This window comes from Pseudomonas sp. X4 (assembly GCF_040784925.1).
GTDB classification, from domain to species: domain Bacteria; phylum Pseudomonadota; class Gammaproteobacteria; order Pseudomonadales; family Pseudomonadaceae; genus Aquipseudomonas; species Aquipseudomonas putida_Z.
Genome location: NZ_CP160798.1, coordinates 5412275 through 5431451 on the forward strand (window position 1 = coordinate 5412275; position 19177 = coordinate 5431451).

At 65.0% G+C, this 19177-nt stretch carries 20 protein-coding genes; 16 read left to right on the top strand and 4 right to left on the bottom strand.

Annotated elements, in window-relative coordinates; genetic code table 11:
• Positions 1-227 precede the first annotated feature (227 nt).
• From ABX298_RS24075 to ABX298_RS24125, 11 genes are all read left to right on the top strand, one after another.
• Positions 228-1283, top strand: coding sequence for a 3-deoxy-7-phosphoheptulonate synthase (locus ABX298_RS24075; RefSeq protein WP_367393746.1), 1056 nt, complete (start codon positions 228-230; stop codon positions 1281-1283).
• Positions 1284-1363: 80 nt separating this feature from the next.
• On the top strand, positions 1364-1645 hold the full coding sequence (locus tag ABX298_RS24080; protein WP_003258780.1) for a peptidylprolyl isomerase: 282 nt from the start codon (positions 1364-1366) through the stop codon (positions 1643-1645).
• 13 nt (positions 1646-1658) lie between these two features.
• Positions 1659-3584, top strand: a complete 1926-nt coding sequence (locus ABX298_RS24085) for an extracellular solute-binding protein (RefSeq protein ID WP_367393747.1) — start codon at positions 1659-1661, stop codon at positions 3582-3584.
• Complete coding sequence (locus tag ABX298_RS24090) at positions 3581-4639, top strand: microcin C ABC transporter permease YejB (protein ID WP_367393748.1); 1059 nt, start codon at positions 3581-3583, stop codon at positions 4637-4639. The genes ABX298_RS24085 and ABX298_RS24090 overlap by 4 nt, the downstream gene beginning before the upstream one ends.
• Positions 4639-5655, top strand: coding sequence for an ABC transporter permease (locus ABX298_RS24095; protein ID WP_025339234.1), 1017 nt, complete (start codon positions 4639-4641; stop codon positions 5653-5655). The genes ABX298_RS24090 and ABX298_RS24095 overlap by 1 nt, the downstream gene beginning before the upstream one ends.
• A 140-nt stretch (positions 5656-5795) precedes the next feature.
• Positions 5796-7190 (top strand): sigma-54 interaction domain-containing protein, encoded by a 1395-nt coding sequence (locus tag ABX298_RS24100; RefSeq protein WP_367393749.1) that lies wholly within the window; start codon positions 5796-5798, stop codon positions 7188-7190.
• Positions 7191-7474: 284 nt separating this feature from the next.
• Positions 7475-8866: a GntP family permease gene (locus ABX298_RS24105; protein WP_075045288.1), complete on the top strand. Its 1392-nt coding sequence runs from the start codon at positions 7475-7477 to the stop codon at positions 8864-8866.
• 11 nt (positions 8867-8877) lie between these two features.
• A complete protein-coding gene (gene hbdH / locus ABX298_RS24110; RefSeq protein ID WP_075045289.1) occupies positions 8878-9648 on the top strand; it encodes a 3-hydroxybutyrate dehydrogenase in 771 nt (256 codons plus the stop codon).
• A gap of 55 nt (positions 9649-9703) precedes the next feature.
• Positions 9704-10183 carry a serine protease inhibitor ecotin gene (gene eco / locus ABX298_RS24115; RefSeq protein ID WP_075045290.1) on the top strand — a complete coding sequence of 160 codons (480 nt, stop codon included), beginning with the start codon at positions 9704-9706 and terminating at the stop codon, positions 10181-10183.
• 143 nt (positions 10184-10326) lie between these two features.
• Positions 10327-12282 carry an acetoacetate--CoA ligase gene (locus ABX298_RS24120; protein ID WP_075045291.1) on the top strand — a complete coding sequence of 652 codons (1956 nt, stop codon included), beginning with the start codon at positions 10327-10329 and terminating at the stop codon, positions 12280-12282.
• Positions 12283-12484: 202 nt separating this feature from the next.
• A complete protein-coding gene (locus tag ABX298_RS24125; RefSeq protein ID WP_013972552.1) occupies positions 12485-12760 on the top strand; it encodes a peptidylprolyl isomerase in 276 nt (91 codons plus the stop codon).
• A 17-nt stretch (positions 12761-12777) separates the two neighbouring features.
• Here ABX298_RS24125 and ABX298_RS24130 read toward each other — a convergent pair whose 3' ends face one another.
• Positions 12778-13401, bottom strand: a complete 624-nt coding sequence (locus ABX298_RS24130) for a LysE family translocator (RefSeq protein WP_075045292.1) — start codon at positions 13399-13401, stop codon at positions 12778-12780.
• A gap of 131 nt (positions 13402-13532) precedes the next feature.
• Between ABX298_RS24130 and ABX298_RS24135 the strand changes: the two genes are divergently transcribed.
• Both ABX298_RS24135 and ABX298_RS24140 read left to right on the top strand, forming a co-directional pair.
• A complete protein-coding gene (locus ABX298_RS24135) occupies positions 13533-14351 on the top strand; it encodes a helix-turn-helix domain-containing protein (protein WP_367393750.1) in 819 nt (272 codons plus the stop codon).
• A gap of 197 nt (positions 14352-14548) precedes the next feature.
• Positions 14549-15163 carry a LysE family translocator gene (locus tag ABX298_RS24140; RefSeq protein WP_075045294.1) on the top strand — a complete coding sequence of 205 codons (615 nt, stop codon included), beginning with the start codon at positions 14549-14551 and terminating at the stop codon, positions 15161-15163.
• Here the strand turns inward: ABX298_RS24140 and ABX298_RS24145 are convergent.
• Positions 15111-15836, bottom strand: coding sequence for a metallophosphoesterase (locus ABX298_RS24145; RefSeq protein ID WP_367393751.1), 726 nt, complete (start codon positions 15834-15836; stop codon positions 15111-15113). The genes ABX298_RS24140 and ABX298_RS24145 overlap by 53 nt on opposite strands.
• Before the next feature lie 75 nt (positions 15837-15911).
• Between ABX298_RS24145 and ABX298_RS24150 the strand changes: the two genes are divergently transcribed.
• The 3 genes from ABX298_RS24150 (at position 15912) to ABX298_RS24160 (ending at position 17486) form a co-directional block, all read left to right on the top strand.
• Complete coding sequence (locus ABX298_RS24150) at positions 15912-16427, top strand: DUF3016 domain-containing protein (RefSeq protein ID WP_075045296.1); 516 nt, start codon at positions 15912-15914, stop codon at positions 16425-16427.
• A gap of 76 nt (positions 16428-16503) precedes the next feature.
• Positions 16504-17247 carry a carbon-nitrogen hydrolase family protein gene (locus ABX298_RS24155; protein WP_367393752.1) on the top strand — a complete coding sequence of 248 codons (744 nt, stop codon included), beginning with the start codon at positions 16504-16506 and terminating at the stop codon, positions 17245-17247.
• The gene (locus tag ABX298_RS24160) at positions 17244-17486 is read left to right on the top strand and encodes a hypothetical protein (protein WP_075045298.1); all 243 of its coding nucleotides are present in this window, start codon (positions 17244-17246) and stop codon (positions 17484-17486) included. The genes ABX298_RS24155 and ABX298_RS24160 overlap by 4 nt, the downstream gene beginning before the upstream one ends.
• A gap of 4 nt (positions 17487-17490) precedes the next feature.
• On the opposite strand, the gene ABX298_RS24165 is transcribed toward ABX298_RS24160, so the two are convergent.
• Positions 17491-17991, bottom strand: a complete 501-nt coding sequence (locus tag ABX298_RS24165) for a methylated-DNA--[protein]-cysteine S-methyltransferase (protein ID WP_075045299.1) — start codon at positions 17989-17991, stop codon at positions 17491-17493.
• A 378-nt stretch (positions 17992-18369) separates the two neighbouring features.
• Positions 18370-19176 carry a CpsD/CapB family tyrosine-protein kinase gene (locus tag ABX298_RS24170; protein WP_137164055.1) on the bottom strand — a complete coding sequence of 269 codons (807 nt, stop codon included), beginning with the start codon at positions 19174-19176 and terminating at the stop codon, positions 18370-18372.
• Position 19177: the final 1 nt, after the last annotated feature.

A 19177-nucleotide genomic window follows, 5' to 3' on the forward strand; every position in this document is an offset into this window, starting at 1 on the left:
AACACCGATTCACATTGAGGACAGATTCATGAACTACGCCACTTATTACTACGCAAACACCTACGCCTGGCGATTTAGCCAATCCCGTTCGGGCCAGCCTGCCGCCTCCGTTCGGTCTTCCACAGGTGGCAATGCAGCAGCCAATACGAATTCAACGATCTGTCGAACACCTCGATAGGGCCGACCATGCGGGCCAGAACCCGCCGTCCGCCCAGGGAAAAAACGCCATGCAAGCTTCCAGCCTCGCCCTGACCCAGCCGCAAGCGGCCAACACCACCGTCAGCCAGCGCCTGCCCAGCCCGCACCTGCTCAAACAGCAAATGCCGCTGTCCAGCGAACTTACCCAGCAAGTCCATGCCCACCGCAAGGCCATCCGCGACATACTCGAAGGCCGCGACCAGCGCCTGCTGGTGATCGTTGGCCCGTGCTCGATCCACGACCCGCGCTCGGCCCTGGAATACGCCGACCGCCTGGCCGCCCTCAGCCGCGAAGTCGACGACAAGCTGCTGCTGGTGATGCGCGCCTACGTCGAAAAACCCCGCACCACGGTCGGCTGGAAAGGCCTTGCCTACGACCCGCACCTCGATGGCAGCGACGACATGCACGCCGGCATCGCCCTGTCCCGCGGGCTGATGCTGAACATGATCGAACGCGGCCTGCCGGTTGCCACCGAACTGCTGCAGCCAATGGCCGCCGGCTACTTCGATGACCTTCTGGCCTGGGCCGCGATTGGCGCGCGCACCACCGAGTCGCAGATCCACCGCGAAATGGTCAGTGGCCTGGAGCTGCCGGTCGGCTTCAAGAACGGCACCGACGGCGGCATCGCCATCGCCAGCGACGCCATGCGCAGCGCCGCCCACCCGCACCGCCACTTCGGCATGGATGCGCAGGGCTACCCGGCCATCATCGAGACCTTGGGCAACGCGGACACCCACCTGGTGCTGCGCGGCGGCCACAAGGGCCCGAACTTTGACGCCAACAGCATCGCCATGGCCCGCCAGGCGCTGGCCAAGGCCGGGCTGCAGGCGCGGATCATGGTCGATTGCAGCCATGCCAACAGCGGCAAGGACCCGGCGCGCCAGCCGGCGGTTTTCAACGATGTGCTGGAGCAGCGCCTGGCCGGCGACCGCTCGATCGTCGGCGTGATGATCGAAGGGCACCTGTTCGACGGCTGCCAGGCGCTGGGCAAGGGCGCGCTGAAATACGGCGTGTCGATCACCGACGGTTGCCTGGGCTGGGCCTCGACCGAAACCCTGTTGCGCGAGGCGGCACAAAAACTCTAAGTAGCGGGATGCAAGCCTGGCGAGACATACCCCGGACAAGTGCGCTAGGCTTGCCTTTTTTACCCCAAGGAGCAGTACCCATGGCCCGTGCAACCGCCCGCCACATCCTGGTCAGCAGCGAAGAGAAATGCAACGAACTGAAAGCCCAGATCGAAGCAGGCGCCGACTTCGCTGAAATCGCCAAAGCCAACTCCACCTGCCCGTCCAGCCGCCAGGGCGGTGACCTGGGCTCGTTCGGCCCGGGCCAGATGGTCAAGGAGTTCGACACCGTGGTGTTCAGCGCCCCGGTCAATACCGTGCAAGGCCCGGTGAAGACCCAGTTCGGCTACCACCTGCTGGAAGTGACCAGCCGCCAGGACTAAGTCCTCGCAGCCGATGAAATCCCCTGTGGGAGCGGGCGTGCCCGCGAATAGGCCAGACCAGGCAATCTCATTGTCTGATCTGACGCATTCGCGGGCACGCCCGCTCCCACAAGTACTTTGGGGGCTTGTGTTTGCGTGCATGAGCTTGATGGCCCACGCCGCCTCTACCCACGCCCTCACCGTCTACGGCGAAGCCCCCCGCTACAACGCCAGCTTCCAGCATTTCGACTACGTCAACCCCGACGCCCCCAAAGGCGGCATCCTGCGCCGCTCGGCCATCGAGATCGGCCAGTTCGACCATATCCTGCCGTACATCGACAAAGGCATCGGTGTCAGCGAGGTCGATGGCCTGCTGTACGCGCCACTTGCCGTGCGCTCGTTCGATGAACCCTACACCGTCTACGGCCTGATCGCCCGGCGCATGGAGCGCGGCCCGGAGGATGCCTGGCTGCGGTTCGAGATCGACCCACGCGCCACCTTCGCCGATGGCAAGCCGGTGCGCGCCGAGGACGTACGCTTTACCTTCGAGCTGCTGATGAGCAAGGGCAGCCTCAAGTACCGCACCCAGTTCGCCGATGTTGCCGGCGTCATCGTGGAAAGCCCGCACAGCGTGCGCTTCGACTTCAAGCCCGACCACGGCCGCACCCTGCCGCTGGACCTCGCCAGCCTGCCGGTACTGCCCGAACACGACTGGCAGCAGCGCGATTTCGCCAACGGCGCCGGCTTCGACAAGCCGGTCGGCAGCGGGCCGTACCGTATCGGGCGCATCGACAACGGCCGCAGCATCACCTTCGAGCGCGACGCCAACTGGTGGGCGCGCGATCTGCCGGTCAGCCGTGGCCGCTACAATTTCGACAAGCTGCGCATCGAGTACTTCGGTGATACCGAAGTGGCGCGGCAGGTGCTCAAAGGCGGCGGCTACGACTACAACCGCGAATTCTCCGCCACCGCCTACACCCTGGGCTACAACGGCGCGCAACTGGACGACGGCCGCCTGCAGCGCGCCCACCTGGGCCCGGCCAAACCGCAGGTAGCCCAAGGCTTCGTGTTCAACCTCGACCGGCCGCAGTTCAAGGACCGTCGCGTGCGCCAGGCGCTGGGCATGCTGTGGGACTACGAGTGGAGCAACCGGCAGATGATGCGCAACATGTACATCCGCCAGCAGAGCGTGTTCTCCAATACCCCGCTGGCCGCCCGCCAACTGCCGGATGCCGGCGAGTTGAAACTGCTCGAACCGTTGCGCGGCAAGGTGCCGGACGAAGTCTTCAGCACCGTGTTCACCGCCCCGGTCACCGATGGTTCGGGGATCATCCGCAAGCAGCAGCTGCAGGCACTGGCGCTGCTCGAACAAGCCGGCTGGCGCCCCGAAGGCGACCGCCTGGTGAACAGCCAGGGCACGCCGCTGGCGTTCACCTTCCTCAACGGCCAGGCAGGCATGGAGCGCCTGCTGCTGCCGTGGAAGCGCAACCTGGCCCAGATTGGCGTGACCCTGGACATCCGCAACGTCGATTCGGCCCAGTACGTCAACCGCCTGATGGCGCGTGACTACGACATGATCGTCACCGGCTACCCGGTCACCCTGTCGCCCGGCGCCGAGCTGTACAACTATTTTGGCTCGGCGGCGGCCCACGACCCTGGGTCGAACAACCTGATGGTGCTGCAGGACCCTGCCGTGGACCGCCTGATCGACGGGTTGGTGCGCGCCGACACCCAGGCCGACATGCTGCACCACGCCCATGCCCTGGACCGGGTGCTGCAATGGAACTACTACTGGATCCCCAACTACTACCCACCGGGCAGTTCCACTGCCTGGTGGAACCGCTTCGGCCTGCCCAAGGTCCAGGCTGCCTATGACGAAGGCCTGGACACCTGGTGGGAAGTCAGCCCCACCGCGCTGACCAACGCGCAAATGGCCGAACGCCGGAAATCCTCGCCATGACCACCTACATCCTGCGCCGCCTGTTGCTGATCATCCCGACCCTGCTGGCGATCCTGCTGGTCAACTTTGCCATTGTCCAGGCCGCGCCGGGTGGCCCGGTGGAGCAGGCGGTGGCACGCCTGCAGGGCATCGGCGGCGGCGCTCCCGGTGCCCGGGCCGAGGTGGTGCACGGCGAGTCACGGGCCACCCGTGGCCTGGACCCGAAACTGATCGAGGAGATCAAGCGCCAGTACGGCTTCGACAAGTCCGCCCCTGAGCGCCTGTGGTTGATGCTGGGCCAGTACGCCCGGCTGGACTTCGGCAACAGCTTCTTCCGCGGCGCCAAGGTCACCGACCTGATCCTCGACAAGTTGCCGGTCACCCTGTCGCTGGGCTTCTGGGCCACGCTGATCACCTACCTGGTGTCGATCCCGCTGGGCATCCGCAAGGCAGTGCGCCACGGCAGCCGCTTCGATGCCTGGAGCAGTGCACTGATCGTGGTCGGCTATGCCCTGCCCTCGTTCCTGTTCGCCCTGTTGCTGATCGTGCTGTTCGCCGGCGGCACCTCGCTCAGCTGGTTCCCGGTGCGCGGCCTGGTCTCGGACAACTTCGACGAGCTCAGCCTGCTGGGCAAGATCGCCGACTACTTCTGGCACCTGGTGCTGCCGGTCGGTGCCCTGGTGATCGGCGGCTTCGCCACCCTGACGCTGCTGACCAAAAACGCCTTCCTCGACGAAATTTCCCGGCAGTACGTGGTTACCGCTCGCGCCAAGGGCCTGAGCGAGCGCCGGGTGCTGTATGGCCACGTGCTGCGCAATGCCATGCTGCTGGTGGTGGCCGGGTTGCCGCAGGCGTTGATCACGGTGTTCTTCGCCGGCTCGTTGCTGATCGAGGTGATCTTCTCGCTCGATGGCCTGGGCCGCATGAGTTACGAGGCGGCCGTGGCGCGGGATTACCCGGTGGTGTTCGGCACGCTGTTCATCTTCACCCTGGCGGGCCTGCTGATCCGCCTGATCGGTGACCTGTCGTACACCCTGCTCGACCCGCGTATCGACTTCGACACGAGGGCGCGCTGATGCTTTCACCGATCTCGCGTCGTCGCCTGCAACGCTTTCGCCGCAACCGCCTCGGCTGGGTTTCGCTGTGGCTGTTCGCCGCCCTTCTGCTACTGAGCCTGTGTGCCGAGCTGGTGGCCAACGACAAACCGCTGCTGCTGGGCTACAAGGGCGACCTGTACGTACCGGCGCTAAAGCGCTACACCGAGCAGCAGTTCGGCGGCCAGCTGCCGTTCCAGCCAGACTACCGCAGCGCCTATGTACGCCAGCTGATCGAGCAGCAAGGTGGCTGGATGCTGTTCGCCCCCATCCCGTTCAGCGCCGATACCCCCAACTACGACCTGCAGGTACCCACCCCCAGCCCGCCAAGCGCGAGCAACTGGCTGGGTACCGACGACCAGGGCCGCGATGTGCTGGCCCGGGTGCTGTATGGCACCCGGGTATCCTTGCTGTTCGCCTTCGCCCTGACCGTGGTCAGCGTGCTGATCGGGGTGGCGGCCGGTGCTTTGCAGGGCTACCACGGCGGCTGGGTCGACCTGGTCGGCCAGCGCCTACTGGAGGTGTGGTCGGGGTTGCCGGTGCTGTACCTGCTGATCATCCTCAGCGGGTTCGTCGAGCCGGACTTCTGGTGGCTGCTGGGGATCATGGCGCTGTTCTCCTGGCTGACCCTGGTCGATGTGGTGCGCGCCGAGTTCCTGCGCGGTCGCAACCTGGAGTACGTGAAGGCCGCAAGGGCGCTGGGGTTGCCAGACAGCCAGGTAATGCTGCGGCACATCCTGCCCAATGCCATGAACGCAACGCTGACCTATGTGCCGTTCATGCTGACCGGGGCGATCACCACCCTGACTGCGCTGGATTTTCTTGGTTTCGGCATGCCGGCCGGGAGTGCTTCGCTGGGAGAGCTGGTGACCCAGGGCAAACAGCACCTGGAGGCGCCGTGGCTGGGCTTTACCGCGTTCTTTGCGCTGGCGGTGATCCTGTCGCTGCTGGTGTTTATCGGGGATGCCTTGCGCGAGGCGTTCGACCCCAGGGGATAGGTTTTCAGGTCTGGCCTCTTCGCGGGCTTGCCCGCTCCCACAGGTACCCCACAGTCCTCAGGATTTGTGGTGACCCTGTGGGAGCGGGTTTACCCGCGAAAAGGCCGGCCCTGCTTACACAGTTTTCAGGATTTCTACCCATGCACGACAGCGACAGCCTCAAGGACTACCCCCAGGTACGGCAACTGGCGATCCGCTCGTTGTTCGAGATCATCGAGCAGTCCAGCGAGGGCACGGTAATCGTCGATCGCCAGGCGCGCATCGTCTGGATGAACGAGCGCTACGCCCGGCGCTTTGGCCTGGCCGACGCCGCCAGTGCCATCGGCCAGCCATGCGAGGCGGTGATCCCGGGCAGCCTGATGCGCGAAGTAGTGAGCAATGGCCGGCCAATCCTGCTGGACATGCTCGACACCCCGAACGAGCCGCTGGTGGTAATGCGCCTGCCCATCCACGACGACCAGGGCGCGCTGATCGGCGCCATCGGCTTTGCCCTGTTCGATGAGTTGCGCAGCCTGTCGCCGCTGCTCAAACGCTACTCCAGCATGCAGCAGGAGCTGGCCTCGACCCGCTCGCAATTGCGCGCCCGCCAAGCCAAGTACAGCTTCGCCCAGTTCGTTGGCAGCAGCGCCGCCAGCCTGGAGGCCAAGCGCCGCGCCCGGCGTGGCGCAAGCAGTGATTCGCCGGTGCTGCTGCTGGGCGAAACCGGCACCGGCAAGGAACTGCTGGCCCATGCCATCCATGCGGCGTCGGCGCGGGCGCACAAGGCGTTTGTCAGCATCAACAGTGCGGCGATCCCCGAGACGCTGCTGGAAGCCGAATTCTTCGGCACCGCCCCCGGCGCCTTTACCGGCGCCGATCGCAAGGGCCGCAGCGGCAAGCTGCAACTGGCCGAAGGCGGCACGCTGTTCCTCGACGAGATCGGCGACATGCCGCTGGCCCTGCAGAGCAAGCTGTTGCGGGTGTTGCAGGAGAAGGAGTACGAGCCGGTAGGCTCGAACCAGATGCTGCGCAGTGATGTGCGCATCATTGCCGCCACCTCCATCGACCTGCAGGCCGCCATCGCCCGCGGGGCATTCCGCGCCGACCTGTATTACCGGCTGAATGTGCTGCCGATCGAGGTGCCGCCACTGCGGCTACGGCTGGAGGACCTGCCGGCGCTGTGCGAGGCCATCCTGGGGGAACTGGGCAGCCAGTATGAGCTCGAGGCCGAAGCGCAGCAGCTATTGGCGCGGCATGCTTGGCCGGGGAACATTCGCGAGCTGCGCAATGTGCTGGAGCGGGCCACGCTGCTGGCGGATCAGCCGCGGTTGGGGGTGGCGGATCTGCGGGCGGCATTGGGGCCGTTGAGCCCCGTGGCGGCTGCGCCTGCGCGCCAGACTTACCGTGAGGCGTGTGAAAATTTTGAGCGTGAGCTGATTGTTGGGGCATTGGCCGAGTATGCGGGAAATGTGCCGCAGGCCGCGCAGGCATTGGGGTTGGGGCGGTCGACCTTGTACAAGAAGATGGTAGCGCTGGGTATTTCGTCTCTAACTTGAGACTTATGTTTCTGATTTGAGATCGTTGCGAGGGCTTCGCCCTCGATCGCCGGCAAGCCAGCTCCCACAAGGTATTGCACCGCTTTCAGAACTTTTGGATAACCCTGTGGGAGCTGGCTTGCCGGCGATGGGCTGCAAAGCAGCCCCTACAGTCTCAAAATGTAGACAAGATATTTAGAAAAACGAAATTAATCATTTAAAATCATCAACTTACAGATCTGGCACGATTCCCGCTATCTCCTGCTCACCGATAAAAACAAGACTCACCCAGGAGACCCACCCCGATGACCGTGCTCATCGCCCTTGCCGCTCTGGCCCTGCTGATGCTGGCTGCCTACCGCGGCTACAGCGTAATCCTCTTCGCCCCCATCGCCGCCCTCGGGGCGGTACTGCTCACCGACCCGTCTGCCGTGGCCCCCGCATTCACCGGGGTGTTCATGGAGAAAATGGTCGGCTTCATCAAGCTCTACTTCCCGGTGTTCCTGCTGGGCGCCGTGTTCGGCAAGCTGATCGAGCTGTCCGGCTTCTCGCGCTCGATCGTCGCCGCCGCCATCCGCGTGCTCGGCACCCGCCAGGCGATGCTGGTGATAGTGCTGGTCTGCGCCCTGCTCACCTACGGCGGCGTGTCGCTGTTCGTGGTGGTGTTCGCGGTGTACCCGTTCGCCGCCGAGATGTTCCGCCAGAGCAATATCCCCAAGCGCCTGATCCCGGCAACCATCGCCCTGGGCGCGTTCTCGTTCACCATGGATGCCCTGCCCGGCACCCCGCAGATCCAGAACATCATCCCCAGCACCTTCTTCAACACCACCGCCTGGGCCGCGCCCTGGCTGGGCCTGATCGGCACACTGTTCGTGTTCTGCACCGGCATGGCCTACCTGCAGCGCCAGCGCAACAAGGCCCAGCGCGCCGGTGAAGGCTATGGCAGCGACTTGCGCAACGAACCGGAAACCGCTGCCGACCTGGCGCTGCCCAACCCTTGGCTGGCCCTGTCGCCGCTGCTGCTGGTGGGGGTGATGAACCTGCTGTTCACCCACTGGATCCCGCAGTGGTACGGCCCCAGCCACAGCCTGCAACTGCCCGGCATGAGCGCGCCGGTGCAAAGCGATGTGGCCAAGCTCACGGCCATCTGGGCGGTGCAGGCGGCGTTGCTGGTGGGCATCCTGATGGTGCTGGTGTGTGCCTTCGGCGCCATCCGCACCCGCCTGGCCGAAGGCACCAAAAGCGCCGTGGGCGGCGCCTTGCTGGCGGCCATGAACACCGCCTCGGAATACGGCTTTGGCGCGGTGATCGCCTCGCTGCCGGGCTTCCTGGTATTGGCCGATGCCCTGCGCGGCATCCCCAACCCACTGGTCAACGAAGCCATCACCGTGACCTTGCTGGCCGGCATCACCGGCTCTGCCTCGGGCGGCATGAGCATCGCCCTGGCGGCCATGGGCGACAGCTTCATCGCCGCCGCCAATGCCGCCAACATCCCGCTCGAAGTGCTGCACCGGGTGGCCGCCATGGCCAGCGGTGGCATGGACACCCTGCCGCACAACGGTGCGGTCATCACCCTGCTGGCCGTGACCGGGCTGACCCACCGCGAGGCCTACAAGGACATTTTCGGTATTACCCTGATCAAGACCCTGGCGGTGTTCGTGGTCATTGCCACGTTCTACGCCACCGGCATCGTCTAAGGAGCTTTTGCATGACCCTCAAAGGCAAGACCGCACTGGTCACCGGTTCCACCAGCGGCATCGGCCTGGGCATTGCCCAGGTGCTGGCCCGCGCAGGCGCCAACATCGTGCTCAACGGCTTCGGCGACCCTGCCCCCGCGCTGGCCGAGATCGCCCGGCACGGGGTAAAGGCAGTCCATCACCCGGCCGACCTGTCGGACGTGGCCCAGATCGAAGCGCTGTTCGCCCTGGCCGAGCGCGAGCTCGGCGGCGTCGACATCCTGGTCAACAACGCCGGTATCCAGCACGTGGCGCCGGTGGAGCAGTTCCCGCTGGAAAGCTGGGACAAGATCATCGCCCTCAACCTGTCGGCCGTGTTCCACGGTACGCGCCTGGCCCTGCCCGGCATGCGAGCGCGCAACTGGGGGCGCATCATCAACATCGCCTCGGTGCACGGCCTGGTCGGCTCCACCGGCAAGGCGGCCTATGTGGCGGCCAAGCACGGCGTGGTCGGCCTGACCAAGGTGGTGGGCCTGGAAACCGCCACCAGCAACGTCACCTGCAATGCCATCTGCCCTGGCTGGGTGTTGACCCCGCTGGTGCAGAAGCAGATCGACGATCGTGCTGCCAACGGTGGCGATCCGCTGCAAGCGCAGCACGATCTGCTGGCAGAAAAACAGCCATCGTTGGCCTTCGTCACCCCCGAACACCTGGGTGAGCTGGTACTATTCCTGTGCAGCGAGGCCGGTAGCCAGGTTCGCGGTGCCGCCTGGAACGTCGATGGTGGCTGGTTGGCCCAGTGACGGGCGGCCTGGGCCTGGCGACGGTCTTGCATTCGTTTATCTGCAAGGAGGCCCTATGCGCCCAACCCCGATGACCGCGATCCTGGCCCTGACCCTGGCTGCCGCCGCACCTGCGATGGCAGCCAGCCTGAAGGACGTCGCGCCCTACCTCGAGGCGGAAAAAGGCTTCACCCGGCAGGTCATCCACCTGCCGGCCCAGGCTGATGAGTCGGCCTATCAACTGGAAATCCTCGCCGGCAAGACCCTGAAGGTGGACTGCAATCGCCAGCGCCTGGGCGGCAGCCTGGAGGAACGTACCCTGGAAGGCTGGGGCTACAGCTACTACCGCCTGGACAAGGTCAGCGGCCCGGCCAGCACGCTGATGGCCTGCCCCGATGGCAAGAAGACCGAGGCCTTCGTGCCAGTGGTCGGCGAAGGCTTCATGCTGCGCTACAACAGCAAGCTGCCGGTGGTGGTGTACGTGCCCAAGGACGTCGAAGTGCGCTACCGCGTCTGGACCGCGTCGCAGGACGTGCAAAAGGCTAAAGTAGAGTAAAACGCAAGCCTTTGGCCTTGATGATGCCTTCATCGCCGGCAAGCCGGCTCCCACAGGTTGGTCACTGCACTCAAGACCTGTGAGGTTCCTGTGGGAGCTGGCTTGCCGGCGATGGGGCCCTTGCAGGCAACAGGAGGTTCGGCATGAACAATGTGCTCTGGCGCCCCTCCACGGCGCAGATCGAGGCCAGCCGGATGGATGCCTTCCGCCGCCGGGTCAACCTGCGCTACAACCTGCAACTCGACGACTATCAGGCGCTGCACCGCTGGAGCATCGAGCAGCGCCCTGCCTTCTGGCAAACCCTTGCCGACTATTTCCACGTTCACTGGCATACCCCGCCGAGCCAGGTGCTCAGCGAAGGGCCGCAGATGCCCGATGCCCAGTGGTTCAGCAACGCCACCCTCAACTTCGCCGAACACCTGCTGCGCCGCCGCGACGACCGCCCGGCCCTGGTCGCCGTGCGCGAAGACGGCCAACGCCAGCTGTTCACCCATGCCCAGCTGGCGGCCCAGGTGGCCGGCCTGCAAACAGCCTTCAAGGCCGCCGGCATCGTCCCCGGCGACCGGGTAGCCGCGGTCATGCCCAATACCTGGCAGACACTGGTCGCCATGCTTGCCTGCACCAGCCTCGGTGCGGTGTGGTCCAGCTCCTCGCCCGAGTTCGGCGTACACGGCATCATCGACCGCTTCGGCCAGATCGAGCCCAAGCTGCTGATCGCCTGCGCCGGGTACCAGTACGCCGGCAAGGCCATCGACCAGGTGGACAAGGTCAACCAGGTGTGCGCGCAGCTGCCCGGGCTGCAGCGGCTGATCGTGGTGCCCCATACCCGTAGCGGGACGCGCGCCGACGAATTCCAGGCCGCCAATGTCAGCCTGTGGGACGAGTTCTTTCAGCCCGGCGGCGAGCCCCGCTTCACCCCGCTGCCCTTCGACCACCCGCTGTACATCCTGTATTCCAGCGGCACCACCGGTGTGCCCAAGTGCATCGTCCACCGCGCTGGCGGCGTGTTGTTGCAGCACCTGAAGGAACATGGCCTGCACAACGACCTGAAGGCCGATGACGTACTGTTCTACTACACCACCTGCGGCTGGATGATGTGGAACTGGCTGGCCAGCGGCCTGGCGGTGGGCGCCACGCTGGTGCTGTACGACGGCTCGCCGTTCCATCCCGGCCCCGAGCGGCTGCTGGACTTGATCGACGCCGAGGGCATCCAGGCCTTCGGTACCAGCGCCAAGTACCTGGCGGCACTGGAGCAGGCGGGCCTCGAACCTGCGGCAAGCCACCGCCTGGAACGCTTGCGCCTGCTGCTGTCCACCGGCTCGCCGTTGTCGCCACACAGCTACGACTACGTGTACCGCAAGATCAAGGCCGACCTGTGCCTGGCGTCGATGTCCGGCGGCACTGATATCGTCTCCTGCTTCGTGCTGGGCAACCCGACCCTGCCAGTGCGCCGTGGCGAGATCCAGTGCAAGGGCCTGGGCATGGCGGTGGAAGTGTGGAACGAGCATGGCCAGCCGGTGCAGGGCGAAAAAGGCGAGCTGGTGTGCACGCGCAACTTCCCGTCGATGCCGCTGGGGTTCTGGAAAGATACGGACGGCAGCCGCTATCACGACGCCTACTTCAGCCAGTTCCCGGGGGTGTGGGCCCAGGGCGACTATGCGGAACAGCGTGCTGATGGCGGGCTGGTGATTCATGGCCGCTCCGATGCCGTGCTCAACCCCGGCGGGGTGCGCATTGGCACGGCGGAGATATACCGGCAGGTGGAAAAGGTCGAGCAGGTGCTGGAAAGCGTGGCCATCGGCCAGGACTGGCAAGGCGACGTGCGGGTGGTGCTGTTCGTTCGCCTGCGTGAGGGCCTGCAGCTGGATGAGGCCCTGCGCCAGCACATCCGCCAGGTGATCCGCCAGTACACCACCCCCCGCCATGTACCGGCGGTGATCGCCCAGGTCGATGACATCCCGCGTACCATCAGCGGCAAGCTGGTGGAGTTGGCGATTCGCAATGTGGTGCATGGCTTGCCGGTGAAGAACACCGATGCCCTGGCCAACCCCGAGGCGCTGGAGCAGTTTCGGGATCGCGAGGAGTTGCGCACCCCGTAATGAAGGTATTCACCGTCATTGTGGGAGCGGCCTTGCGTCGCGAAAGGGCTGCAAAGCAGCCCCGGGATTTCAGCAGCGAAGCATAGATTTCTGGGGCCGCTTTGCGGCCCTTTCGCGACGCAAGGCCGCTCCCACAATGGCCTCAACCCGACCCGTTAAGGCATAATGCTCACCTTTTTCGCCCCCGAAGCACAGGTACCCCATGAAAGCCCAAGCCCGCCACATTCTGGTCAAGACCGCTGACGAAGCCGAAAAGCTCAAGCAGCGCATCGCCAATGGCGAGGCTTTCGACGTGCTCGCAAAAAAGTTCTCCACCTGCCCTTCGGGCAAGCGTGGCGGCGACCTGGGTGAAATCCGCCCCGGGCAGATGGTCGGCGCCATCGACCAGGTGATCTTCAAGAAGCCTCTGCGCGTGGTGCACGGGCCGATCAAGAGCAAGTTCGGCTACCACCTGGTGCAGACCTTCTACCGCGACTGAGTGCCGAGTACGCAGTTCTAGCGCCGCGCAGCCAGCAGCCCGAGGCCGGCGCAGCCCAGCAATGAGGCGCTGACCCGGTTGAACAGCCGGCGTGGGCCGGGCTGGCTGAACCAGCGCTGCAGGTACGCCCCCAGGCCGGCGTAGATGGCGATGGCGGCCCATTCCAGCAACAGGAACAACACACCCAGCCAGAGGAACTGCTCGCTCACCGGGGTGGCGCTGCCGACCGAGACGAACTGCGGCAGGAAGGCGGTGAAGATCAGGATTGCCTTTGGGTTGCCAGCGGCCACCCAGAACTCCTGACGTGCCAGGCGCCAGGTGCCGCGTGGGTGATCGCTTGCCATCACCGCCTCGCCCACCGGTGCCCGCCACAGTTGCCAGGCGATATAGAACAGGTACGCCGCCCCCACCACCTTGATGGCCAGGAACAGGTATTCGCTGGTGTGCAGCACCACTGCCAGGCCCATGGCCGCCAGGGCGATCATGCCGCTGAAGGCGACGATACGCCCGCCACCGGCCACGCAGGCCGTACGCAGGCCGTAACGGCTGGCATTGTGCAGCGACAGCAGGTTGTTCGGCCCCGGCGCCATGTTCAGGGCGAAGCAGGCGGGGATGAAAAGCAGCAGGCTTGAGAGGTCCATTATTGTTTTCCTTTGGCAACAGGCGTCTATTTCGGCGGGTAGCGGGCCTTGCGGTCAAGTTACAGCCAGCGGAAAAAACTGTATGGGTGCACGGCGCCTGATAAGCTGCCGCACATACCGAGGACCCTGTGATGCCCCGTTCCCATGCCGCGCTGTGGCGCGACCCGGCCCTGCCGCATGTCGAAAGCCGCCGCGCCTGCCATAGCCGCGCCTGCTACAAGCCCCACAGCCACCCGACGTTTTCCATCGGTGTGGTGGACGCCGGCCACAGTCATTTCACCGGTGCCGGCAACGGCCAGCAACGCCTGACACCCGGCACGCTGGTGCTGGTCCCGGCACGCCGGGTACATGCCTGCAACCCCGAGCCCGGGCAGGCGTGGAGCTATCAGATGCTGCATGTGGATGCCGACTGGCTGGCACAGCTGCACCTGGAGTCAGGTCTGGAGGGTGCCGGGCCCGGCGAGCCGGCACGTATCTGCCAGGTGCCGGAGGTGTATCGGCAGTTCTGCGAACTGAACAGCCTGCTGTTCTCCAACGCCAGCAATGGTGAGAAGGATGCGGCGCTGATTGCCTTTCTGGGTGACCTGGACTTTGCCAGGCACGCGCCGCTGGCACCGGCACCGGCCCTGGGGGCGACCGCGTTGAGTGGGCTGATTGCGCACATCGAAGGCCAGGACCCGGCGCAGTTGAGCCTGGCGGTACTGGCCCGGCAGGCCGGGCTTGGGCGTTACCAGTTGATTCGCGCATTTCGCGCGGCCACCGGGTTTACACCGCATGCCTACCTGCTCAATGCCCGGGTCAACCGTGGGCGGCAATTGTTGGGTGAAGGGCAGGCACTGGCGGAGGCGGCCTATCGGCTCGGGTTTGCCGACCAAAGCCATTTCCAGCGGGTGTTCAAGGCCCATGTGGGGGTGACACCGGGGCAGTATCGGGATTTGCACAGCCTCTGAGACCACGGGGGCGCGGTGCGCCCCTTTCGCGACACAAGGCCGCTCCCACAAGGTGCTGCGTACGCCGTTCAATGTGGGAGCGGCCTTGTGTCGCGAAAGGGCTGCGCAGCAGCCCCGGCAATGGGCCTGCAATATTGTTCAATACGGCATGAGCGCCGAGGGGCAGAGTCAGGCTTTACGCCAGAGCAACCTCACCAATGCAACAGTTCCTGATCATCGCCCTCGCCCACTTCCTCGCCCTGCTCTCTCCCGGCCCGGACTTCTTCCTGGTCGCACGCACCTCGGTCAGCGCCGGCTGGCGCGTCGCGAGCGGCGCCTGCCTGGGTATCGCCCTGGCCAATGGCGTGTTCATCATCATGGCTTTCACCGGCCTGTCGGTACTGCAGGAAGGCAGCCTGCTGTTCACCGCCCTGCAACTGGCCGGCGCCGCCTACCTGCTGTACATCGGCACCCTGTTCCTGCGCCATGCCGGGCAAACCAGCCTGGGCGCAGTCGCTGGCAAGCAGACCGCCCAAGGGTGGTGGCGGGGATTGGGCATGGGGTTCCTGTCCGGCATCCTCAACCCCAAGAATGCGCTGTTCTATGCCAGCCTGGTCAGCATGGTCGCCAGCGCCAGTTTTGCCTGGAAAGCAACCTGTGCCCTGTGGATGTTCAGCATCGTGCTGCTGTGGGACCTGCTGGTTGCCGTGGCCATCGGCAACCCGCTGGTGCTGCGGCGCTTTGCCCGCTGCCTGCCTTGGCTGGAGCGGGCCTCCGGGGTCATGCTGGTGCTATTGGCTGCGGCACTGTTGTTTCACCTGGCCTGGGGCTGACCAGTTGCAGGGTCCGCATGTCCATCAAGGTGAAATGGCCACTGGCCCAACCTCCGGTATCCAGGTGCCAGACATTGCCCAGCAGCTTGGCCTGCAGCACCGGCGTGTGGCCGACCAACAAGGCACGCAGGCCCTGCACGGGCTCGGTATCACCAACCTTCAACCGCCGCCGCGACCATTGGCACACTTCCCGTACTTGCGGGTCGTCCTCCAGTTCCAGCCAGGTCCTCAACACCGTCCAGTCGGCATATGGGCTGTCGGCATGCAGCAGCCCTACCAGGCCCGCTGCACTTTCAACCTCTATCGCGATCGGCAACTGCTCGAAGCGCTCCACGAAACGCAACTGCTCGCCCCGCGGCAGGTCAAGAAACCAGCCCCCCCCGGCGGCGCGATACATGTCCAGATCGAGCCGCCCGCCGCGCACGCGGGTGATTGCCAGGGCCTCGTGATTACCCTGCACGGCATGGAACCAGGGCTGCGCCAGCCATTCCAGCGCCGCCTCGCTGTCCGGGCCACGGTCGACCAGGTCCCCCACGCTGAACAGGCGGTCCACGGCCGGATCGAACCCCACCGCATCCAGGCATTGCTGCAGGCGCTGGAAGTGACCATGGATATCGCCCACCGCCAGGTCACGCCCCCGCAGGTTGGCAATCAGACGCCGAAACCGTGCCATTACAATCTTCCTCTGCTGGTAGCGCCATGCCAGGGGTAAAATGGAGGCACACGCAATCTGCCCCGGAGGTGCATCATGCGTACCGCCCTCGTGTGTGCCGTGCTCATGGCGCTGTCACTGGACAGCATGGCACAAGGTGCCCCGGCCGCGCAGGTCGAGGTACGTTTCGACCATCCGGAAAAATTCCGCGATGCCAGCCTCGACAGCCACGGGTACGAGCGTGGCGCCGACGCCTATGTGATGAAAACCCTGACCCAGTACCTGCAGAAGCTTGGCCAACGCTATCTGCAACCTGGCCAGCAACTGGCCATCGACATTCGCGACATCGACCTGGCCGGGCGTTTCGAGCCCTGGCACAGCCAGGCCTACGATGTACGTTACATGCGCGAAATCACCTGGCCGACCATCGACCTCAGCTACACCCTCAGCCAACCGGGCAAACCCGACCAGCAGGCGCAGGAACGGGTCAGCGACAAGATGTACCTCAGCCGCCCGGGCCGGGTCACGAGCAGCAGCGACCGCCTGTATGCCGAAAAGGCCATGCTCAACGACTGGTTCCGCCAGCGCTTCGCTGTCCACCCGGCATCCTGAAAAACCCTTCACTGGTACAGGCGTTGGTGCCGGTAGTATGCTCGGCCCTTCAACCTGTACCAGGGAAGGGTTTTTCATGAAGTTGTGCGCCGTGCAACTGGCGTCGCTCAAGGGCGATGTGCAAGCCAACCTCGAACGCCACCTGGCCTGCATCGAACAGGCCGCGGCCCTTGGCGCCGAACTGGTGGTATTCCCCGAACTGTCGCTGACCGGTTATGAGCCAACCCTCGCGCGCCAGGCCGCCCTGCCCGTCAGTTCGACGCGGCTGGACCCACTGCAGGCAGCCTGCGACCGGCTTGGTATCACCGTCGCCGCAGGCCTGCCACTGCCGACCCCTGATGGCATTCGTATCGGCATGCCAATCCTCAGCCCCGGTGCACCGCGCCAGGCCTATGCCAAGCGGCGCCTGCATGATGATGAACTGCCCTGGTTCACCCCAGGCGATCAAGCCTTGCTACTGCAGGTAGGCGCGCACCGGGTAGCGCCTGCGATCTGCTACGAATCGATGTTCATGGCGCATGCGGCAGCCGCACGGGAACACGGCGCCGACCTGTACCTGGTCAGCGTGGCGAAAACCGCCAAGGGCATCCGCGAGGGTTACCAGCACTACCCCGAGGTGGCTCGTGAGTTGGGCATGACGGTGTTGCTGGCCAACTGCGTGGGGCCGGCCGATACCTTCATTGGTGCCGGTGGCTCGGCGGCCTGGGACAGCCAGGGGCGCTTGCTGGCCAGCCTGGACGACCACAGCGAAGGGCTGATCGTGCTGGACACCGCCAACGCCAGTGCCATGGCGGTGCCCCTGGCCCCGCACCCGGCATGATCTATCTGTTCCTGGCGTTGCTGAGCTATGCCTGTACCTACTACCTGACGGGTCTGCTGATTCAGGGGCAACTGGCCGATGTGGCCGAGGGTTTGCGCCACCGGCCCGACGCGCCGACACCTGGCGAGTACCTGCGCGCAGTCAAGCCCCATGCGCGCCGGGCCCATCGGCAGTACACCCTGATGGCCGGCACGGCGTTGGCCGTGCTGGTCTGCCTGGTCGCCAGCTGGTTCTGCTGACGCCTTACAGGTCCAGTGCCAGGCTTTGCCGGCCCTCCAGCGCCAGCAGGTACTGCTTGGCCGCCAGGCCACCGGCAAAGCCGGTGAGGCTGCCCGAAGCACCGATCACCCGATGACACGGGGCGATGATCGAGATCGGGTTGCGGCCATTGGCGGCGCCTACCGCGCGCACCGCGCTGGGGTTGCCGATCTGTCGGGCGATGTCGCTGTAGCTGCGGGTTTCACCGAACGGTATCGCCAACAGCGCGGCCCATACCTGACGCTGGAATTCGGTGCCGGTAAAATCCAGCGCCAGTTCGAAGCGCTGGCGTTTGCCGGCGAAGTACTCGCCGAGCTGGCGGGCGGTTTCCAGCAGTACCGGGCACTGGTCATCGCGGTGCAGGGCGCCAAGGCGCACGCGGTTTTCCCGCTCCTCCTCCCAGAGTACGGCTGCCAGGCACTCGCCACGGGCTACCAGGGTCAAGGTGCCGACGGGCGACTGCATGAAGGTGAATGCGCTGGACATAAGCAGGCTCCTGCCAGGTTGCGATCAACCTACTGTACGCATCCACAGCTCTGCCTGCATCCGCTTTCTTGCTCAGGCAATCACGCAACCGGAACATCGGCCTCGGCATATTGCCCGGACCAGAGTGCCATCCACCGCGTCGTCTGCTTCGCGGGTGAACCCGCTCCCACAGGGACCCCATCAGCTGAAGGAATGCGCCATACCTGTGGGAGCGGGCGCGCCCGCGAACACCGGCGCAGCCGGTGCCATCCACCGCGTCGCCTGCTTCGCGGGCATGCCCGCTCCCACAGGGACCTCACCAGCTGAAGGAATGTGCTGTACCTGTAGGAGCGGCCTTGTGTCGCGATGGGCTGCGAAGCAGCCCCAGAATCCTGTGCCTCAATAATAGGTCCGAGGCTGCTCGTCAGCCTTGTTCAATACCGTCCCCACCAGGTTCACCCTGGCCAGGTGATGCAGGCAATCTTCGATTTCCTTCCTGTTGTTCATACCGTTGGCCACCACCAGCAGCACACAGTCGAACTTGGGTATCACGGTGATCGCATCGTCAGAGCTGAGCAACGGCGGCAAATCGAAAATGCAGATGCGCGACTCGTAGCGGTTGCGCAGTTCGCTGATCAGGTTGTTCACTTTGGGCGACGACAGCATTTCGGTAGACAACGGCACCGGTACCCGCGTGGGCAGTACCACGAACCGAGGCAAGGTCGGGTTGACCAGGCAGTCCTGCAGCTCGGCCTTGTCCGTCAGAAACTCGTTCAACGCCTGGTCCATGGGCAGGCCCAGGCTGCTGCCGACCTTGGGCCGACGCAGGTCGAAGTCCACCAGCAACGCAGTCTTGGTGGTGTGGTGGGCGATGCTCATGGCCAGGTTGATCGACAGCACCGTCTTGCCCGCTTCAGGGGTTGGCGAGGTGATGGCCAAGGTTCGCCAGCCATTCTCGTCCATGGTCCTGAGCACTTGCGTGCGCAACAGGTCGATCGGCCCGTTCATGTTTGAGTTCTTGTTGTAGGCGACGATACGGTGACGCTCCAGGTGCTCCGCGCGCAGCGGCACCACCTTGGTGTTCACGTAATCGAACTGGCCAGGCACTTCCGCCAGCGCCGTACCTGGGGCGGGTGACAAGACCTGCGGGGTACCCGGGGTAACCTGGTGAAGATTATTGCCAACAGCCGGCTTGGTCCTGTCCATC

What these genes read in the sequence shown, in the direction of transcription:
- ABX298_RS24135 (WP_367393750.1), top strand. Translation starts at nt 13,533, where the DNA reads ATGCCCCGTTCCCATGCCGCGCTGTGGCGCGACCCGGCCCTGCCGCAT.
- ABX298_RS24160 (WP_075045298.1), top strand. Translation starts at nt 17,244, where the DNA reads ATGATCTATCTGTTCCTGGCGTTGCTGAGCTATGCCTGTACCTACTAC.
- ABX298_RS24170 (WP_137164055.1), bottom strand. Translation starts at nt 19,176, where the DNA reads ATGGACAGGACCAAGCCGGCTGTTGGCAATAATCTTCACCAGGTTACC.
- ABX298_RS24140 (WP_075045294.1), top strand. Translation starts at nt 14,549, where the DNA reads ATGCAACAGTTCCTGATCATCGCCCTCGCCCACTTCCTCGCCCTGCTC.
- ABX298_RS24125 (WP_013972552.1), top strand. Translation starts at nt 12,485, where the DNA reads ATGAAAGCCCAAGCCCGCCACATTCTGGTCAAGACCGCTGACGAAGCC.
- ABX298_RS24120 (WP_075045291.1), top strand. Translation starts at nt 10,327, where the DNA reads ATGAACAATGTGCTCTGGCGCCCCTCCACGGCGCAGATCGAGGCCAGC.
- ABX298_RS24095 (WP_025339234.1), top strand. Translation starts at nt 4,639, where the DNA reads ATGCTTTCACCGATCTCGCGTCGTCGCCTGCAACGCTTTCGCCGCAAC.
- ABX298_RS24165 (WP_075045299.1), bottom strand. Translation starts at nt 17,991, where the DNA reads ATGTCCAGCGCATTCACCTTCATGCAGTCGCCCGTCGGCACCTTGACC.
- ABX298_RS24075 (WP_367393746.1), top strand. Translation starts at nt 228, where the DNA reads ATGCAAGCTTCCAGCCTCGCCCTGACCCAGCCGCAAGCGGCCAACACC.
- ABX298_RS24100 (WP_367393749.1), top strand. Translation starts at nt 5,796, where the DNA reads ATGCACGACAGCGACAGCCTCAAGGACTACCCCCAGGTACGGCAACTG.
- ABX298_RS24090 (WP_367393748.1), top strand. Translation starts at nt 3,581, where the DNA reads ATGACCACCTACATCCTGCGCCGCCTGTTGCTGATCATCCCGACCCTG.
- ABX298_RS24105 (WP_075045288.1), top strand. Translation starts at nt 7,475, where the DNA reads ATGACCGTGCTCATCGCCCTTGCCGCTCTGGCCCTGCTGATGCTGGCT.
- ABX298_RS24155 (WP_367393752.1), top strand. Translation starts at nt 16,504, where the DNA reads ATGAAGTTGTGCGCCGTGCAACTGGCGTCGCTCAAGGGCGATGTGCAA.
- ABX298_RS24150 (WP_075045296.1), top strand. Translation starts at nt 15,912, where the DNA reads ATGCGTACCGCCCTCGTGTGTGCCGTGCTCATGGCGCTGTCACTGGAC.
- eco (WP_075045290.1), top strand. Translation starts at nt 9,704, where the DNA reads ATGCGCCCAACCCCGATGACCGCGATCCTGGCCCTGACCCTGGCTGCC.
- hbdH (WP_075045289.1), top strand. Translation starts at nt 8,878, where the DNA reads ATGACCCTCAAAGGCAAGACCGCACTGGTCACCGGTTCCACCAGCGGC.
- ABX298_RS24145 (WP_367393751.1), bottom strand. Translation starts at nt 15,836, where the DNA reads ATGGCACGGTTTCGGCGTCTGATTGCCAACCTGCGGGGGCGTGACCTG.
- ABX298_RS24080 (WP_003258780.1), top strand. Translation starts at nt 1,364, where the DNA reads ATGGCCCGTGCAACCGCCCGCCACATCCTGGTCAGCAGCGAAGAGAAA.
- ABX298_RS24085 (WP_367393747.1), top strand. Translation starts at nt 1,659, where the DNA reads ATGAAATCCCCTGTGGGAGCGGGCGTGCCCGCGAATAGGCCAGACCAG.
- ABX298_RS24130 (WP_075045292.1), bottom strand. Translation starts at nt 13,401, where the DNA reads ATGGACCTCTCAAGCCTGCTGCTTTTCATCCCCGCCTGCTTCGCCCTG.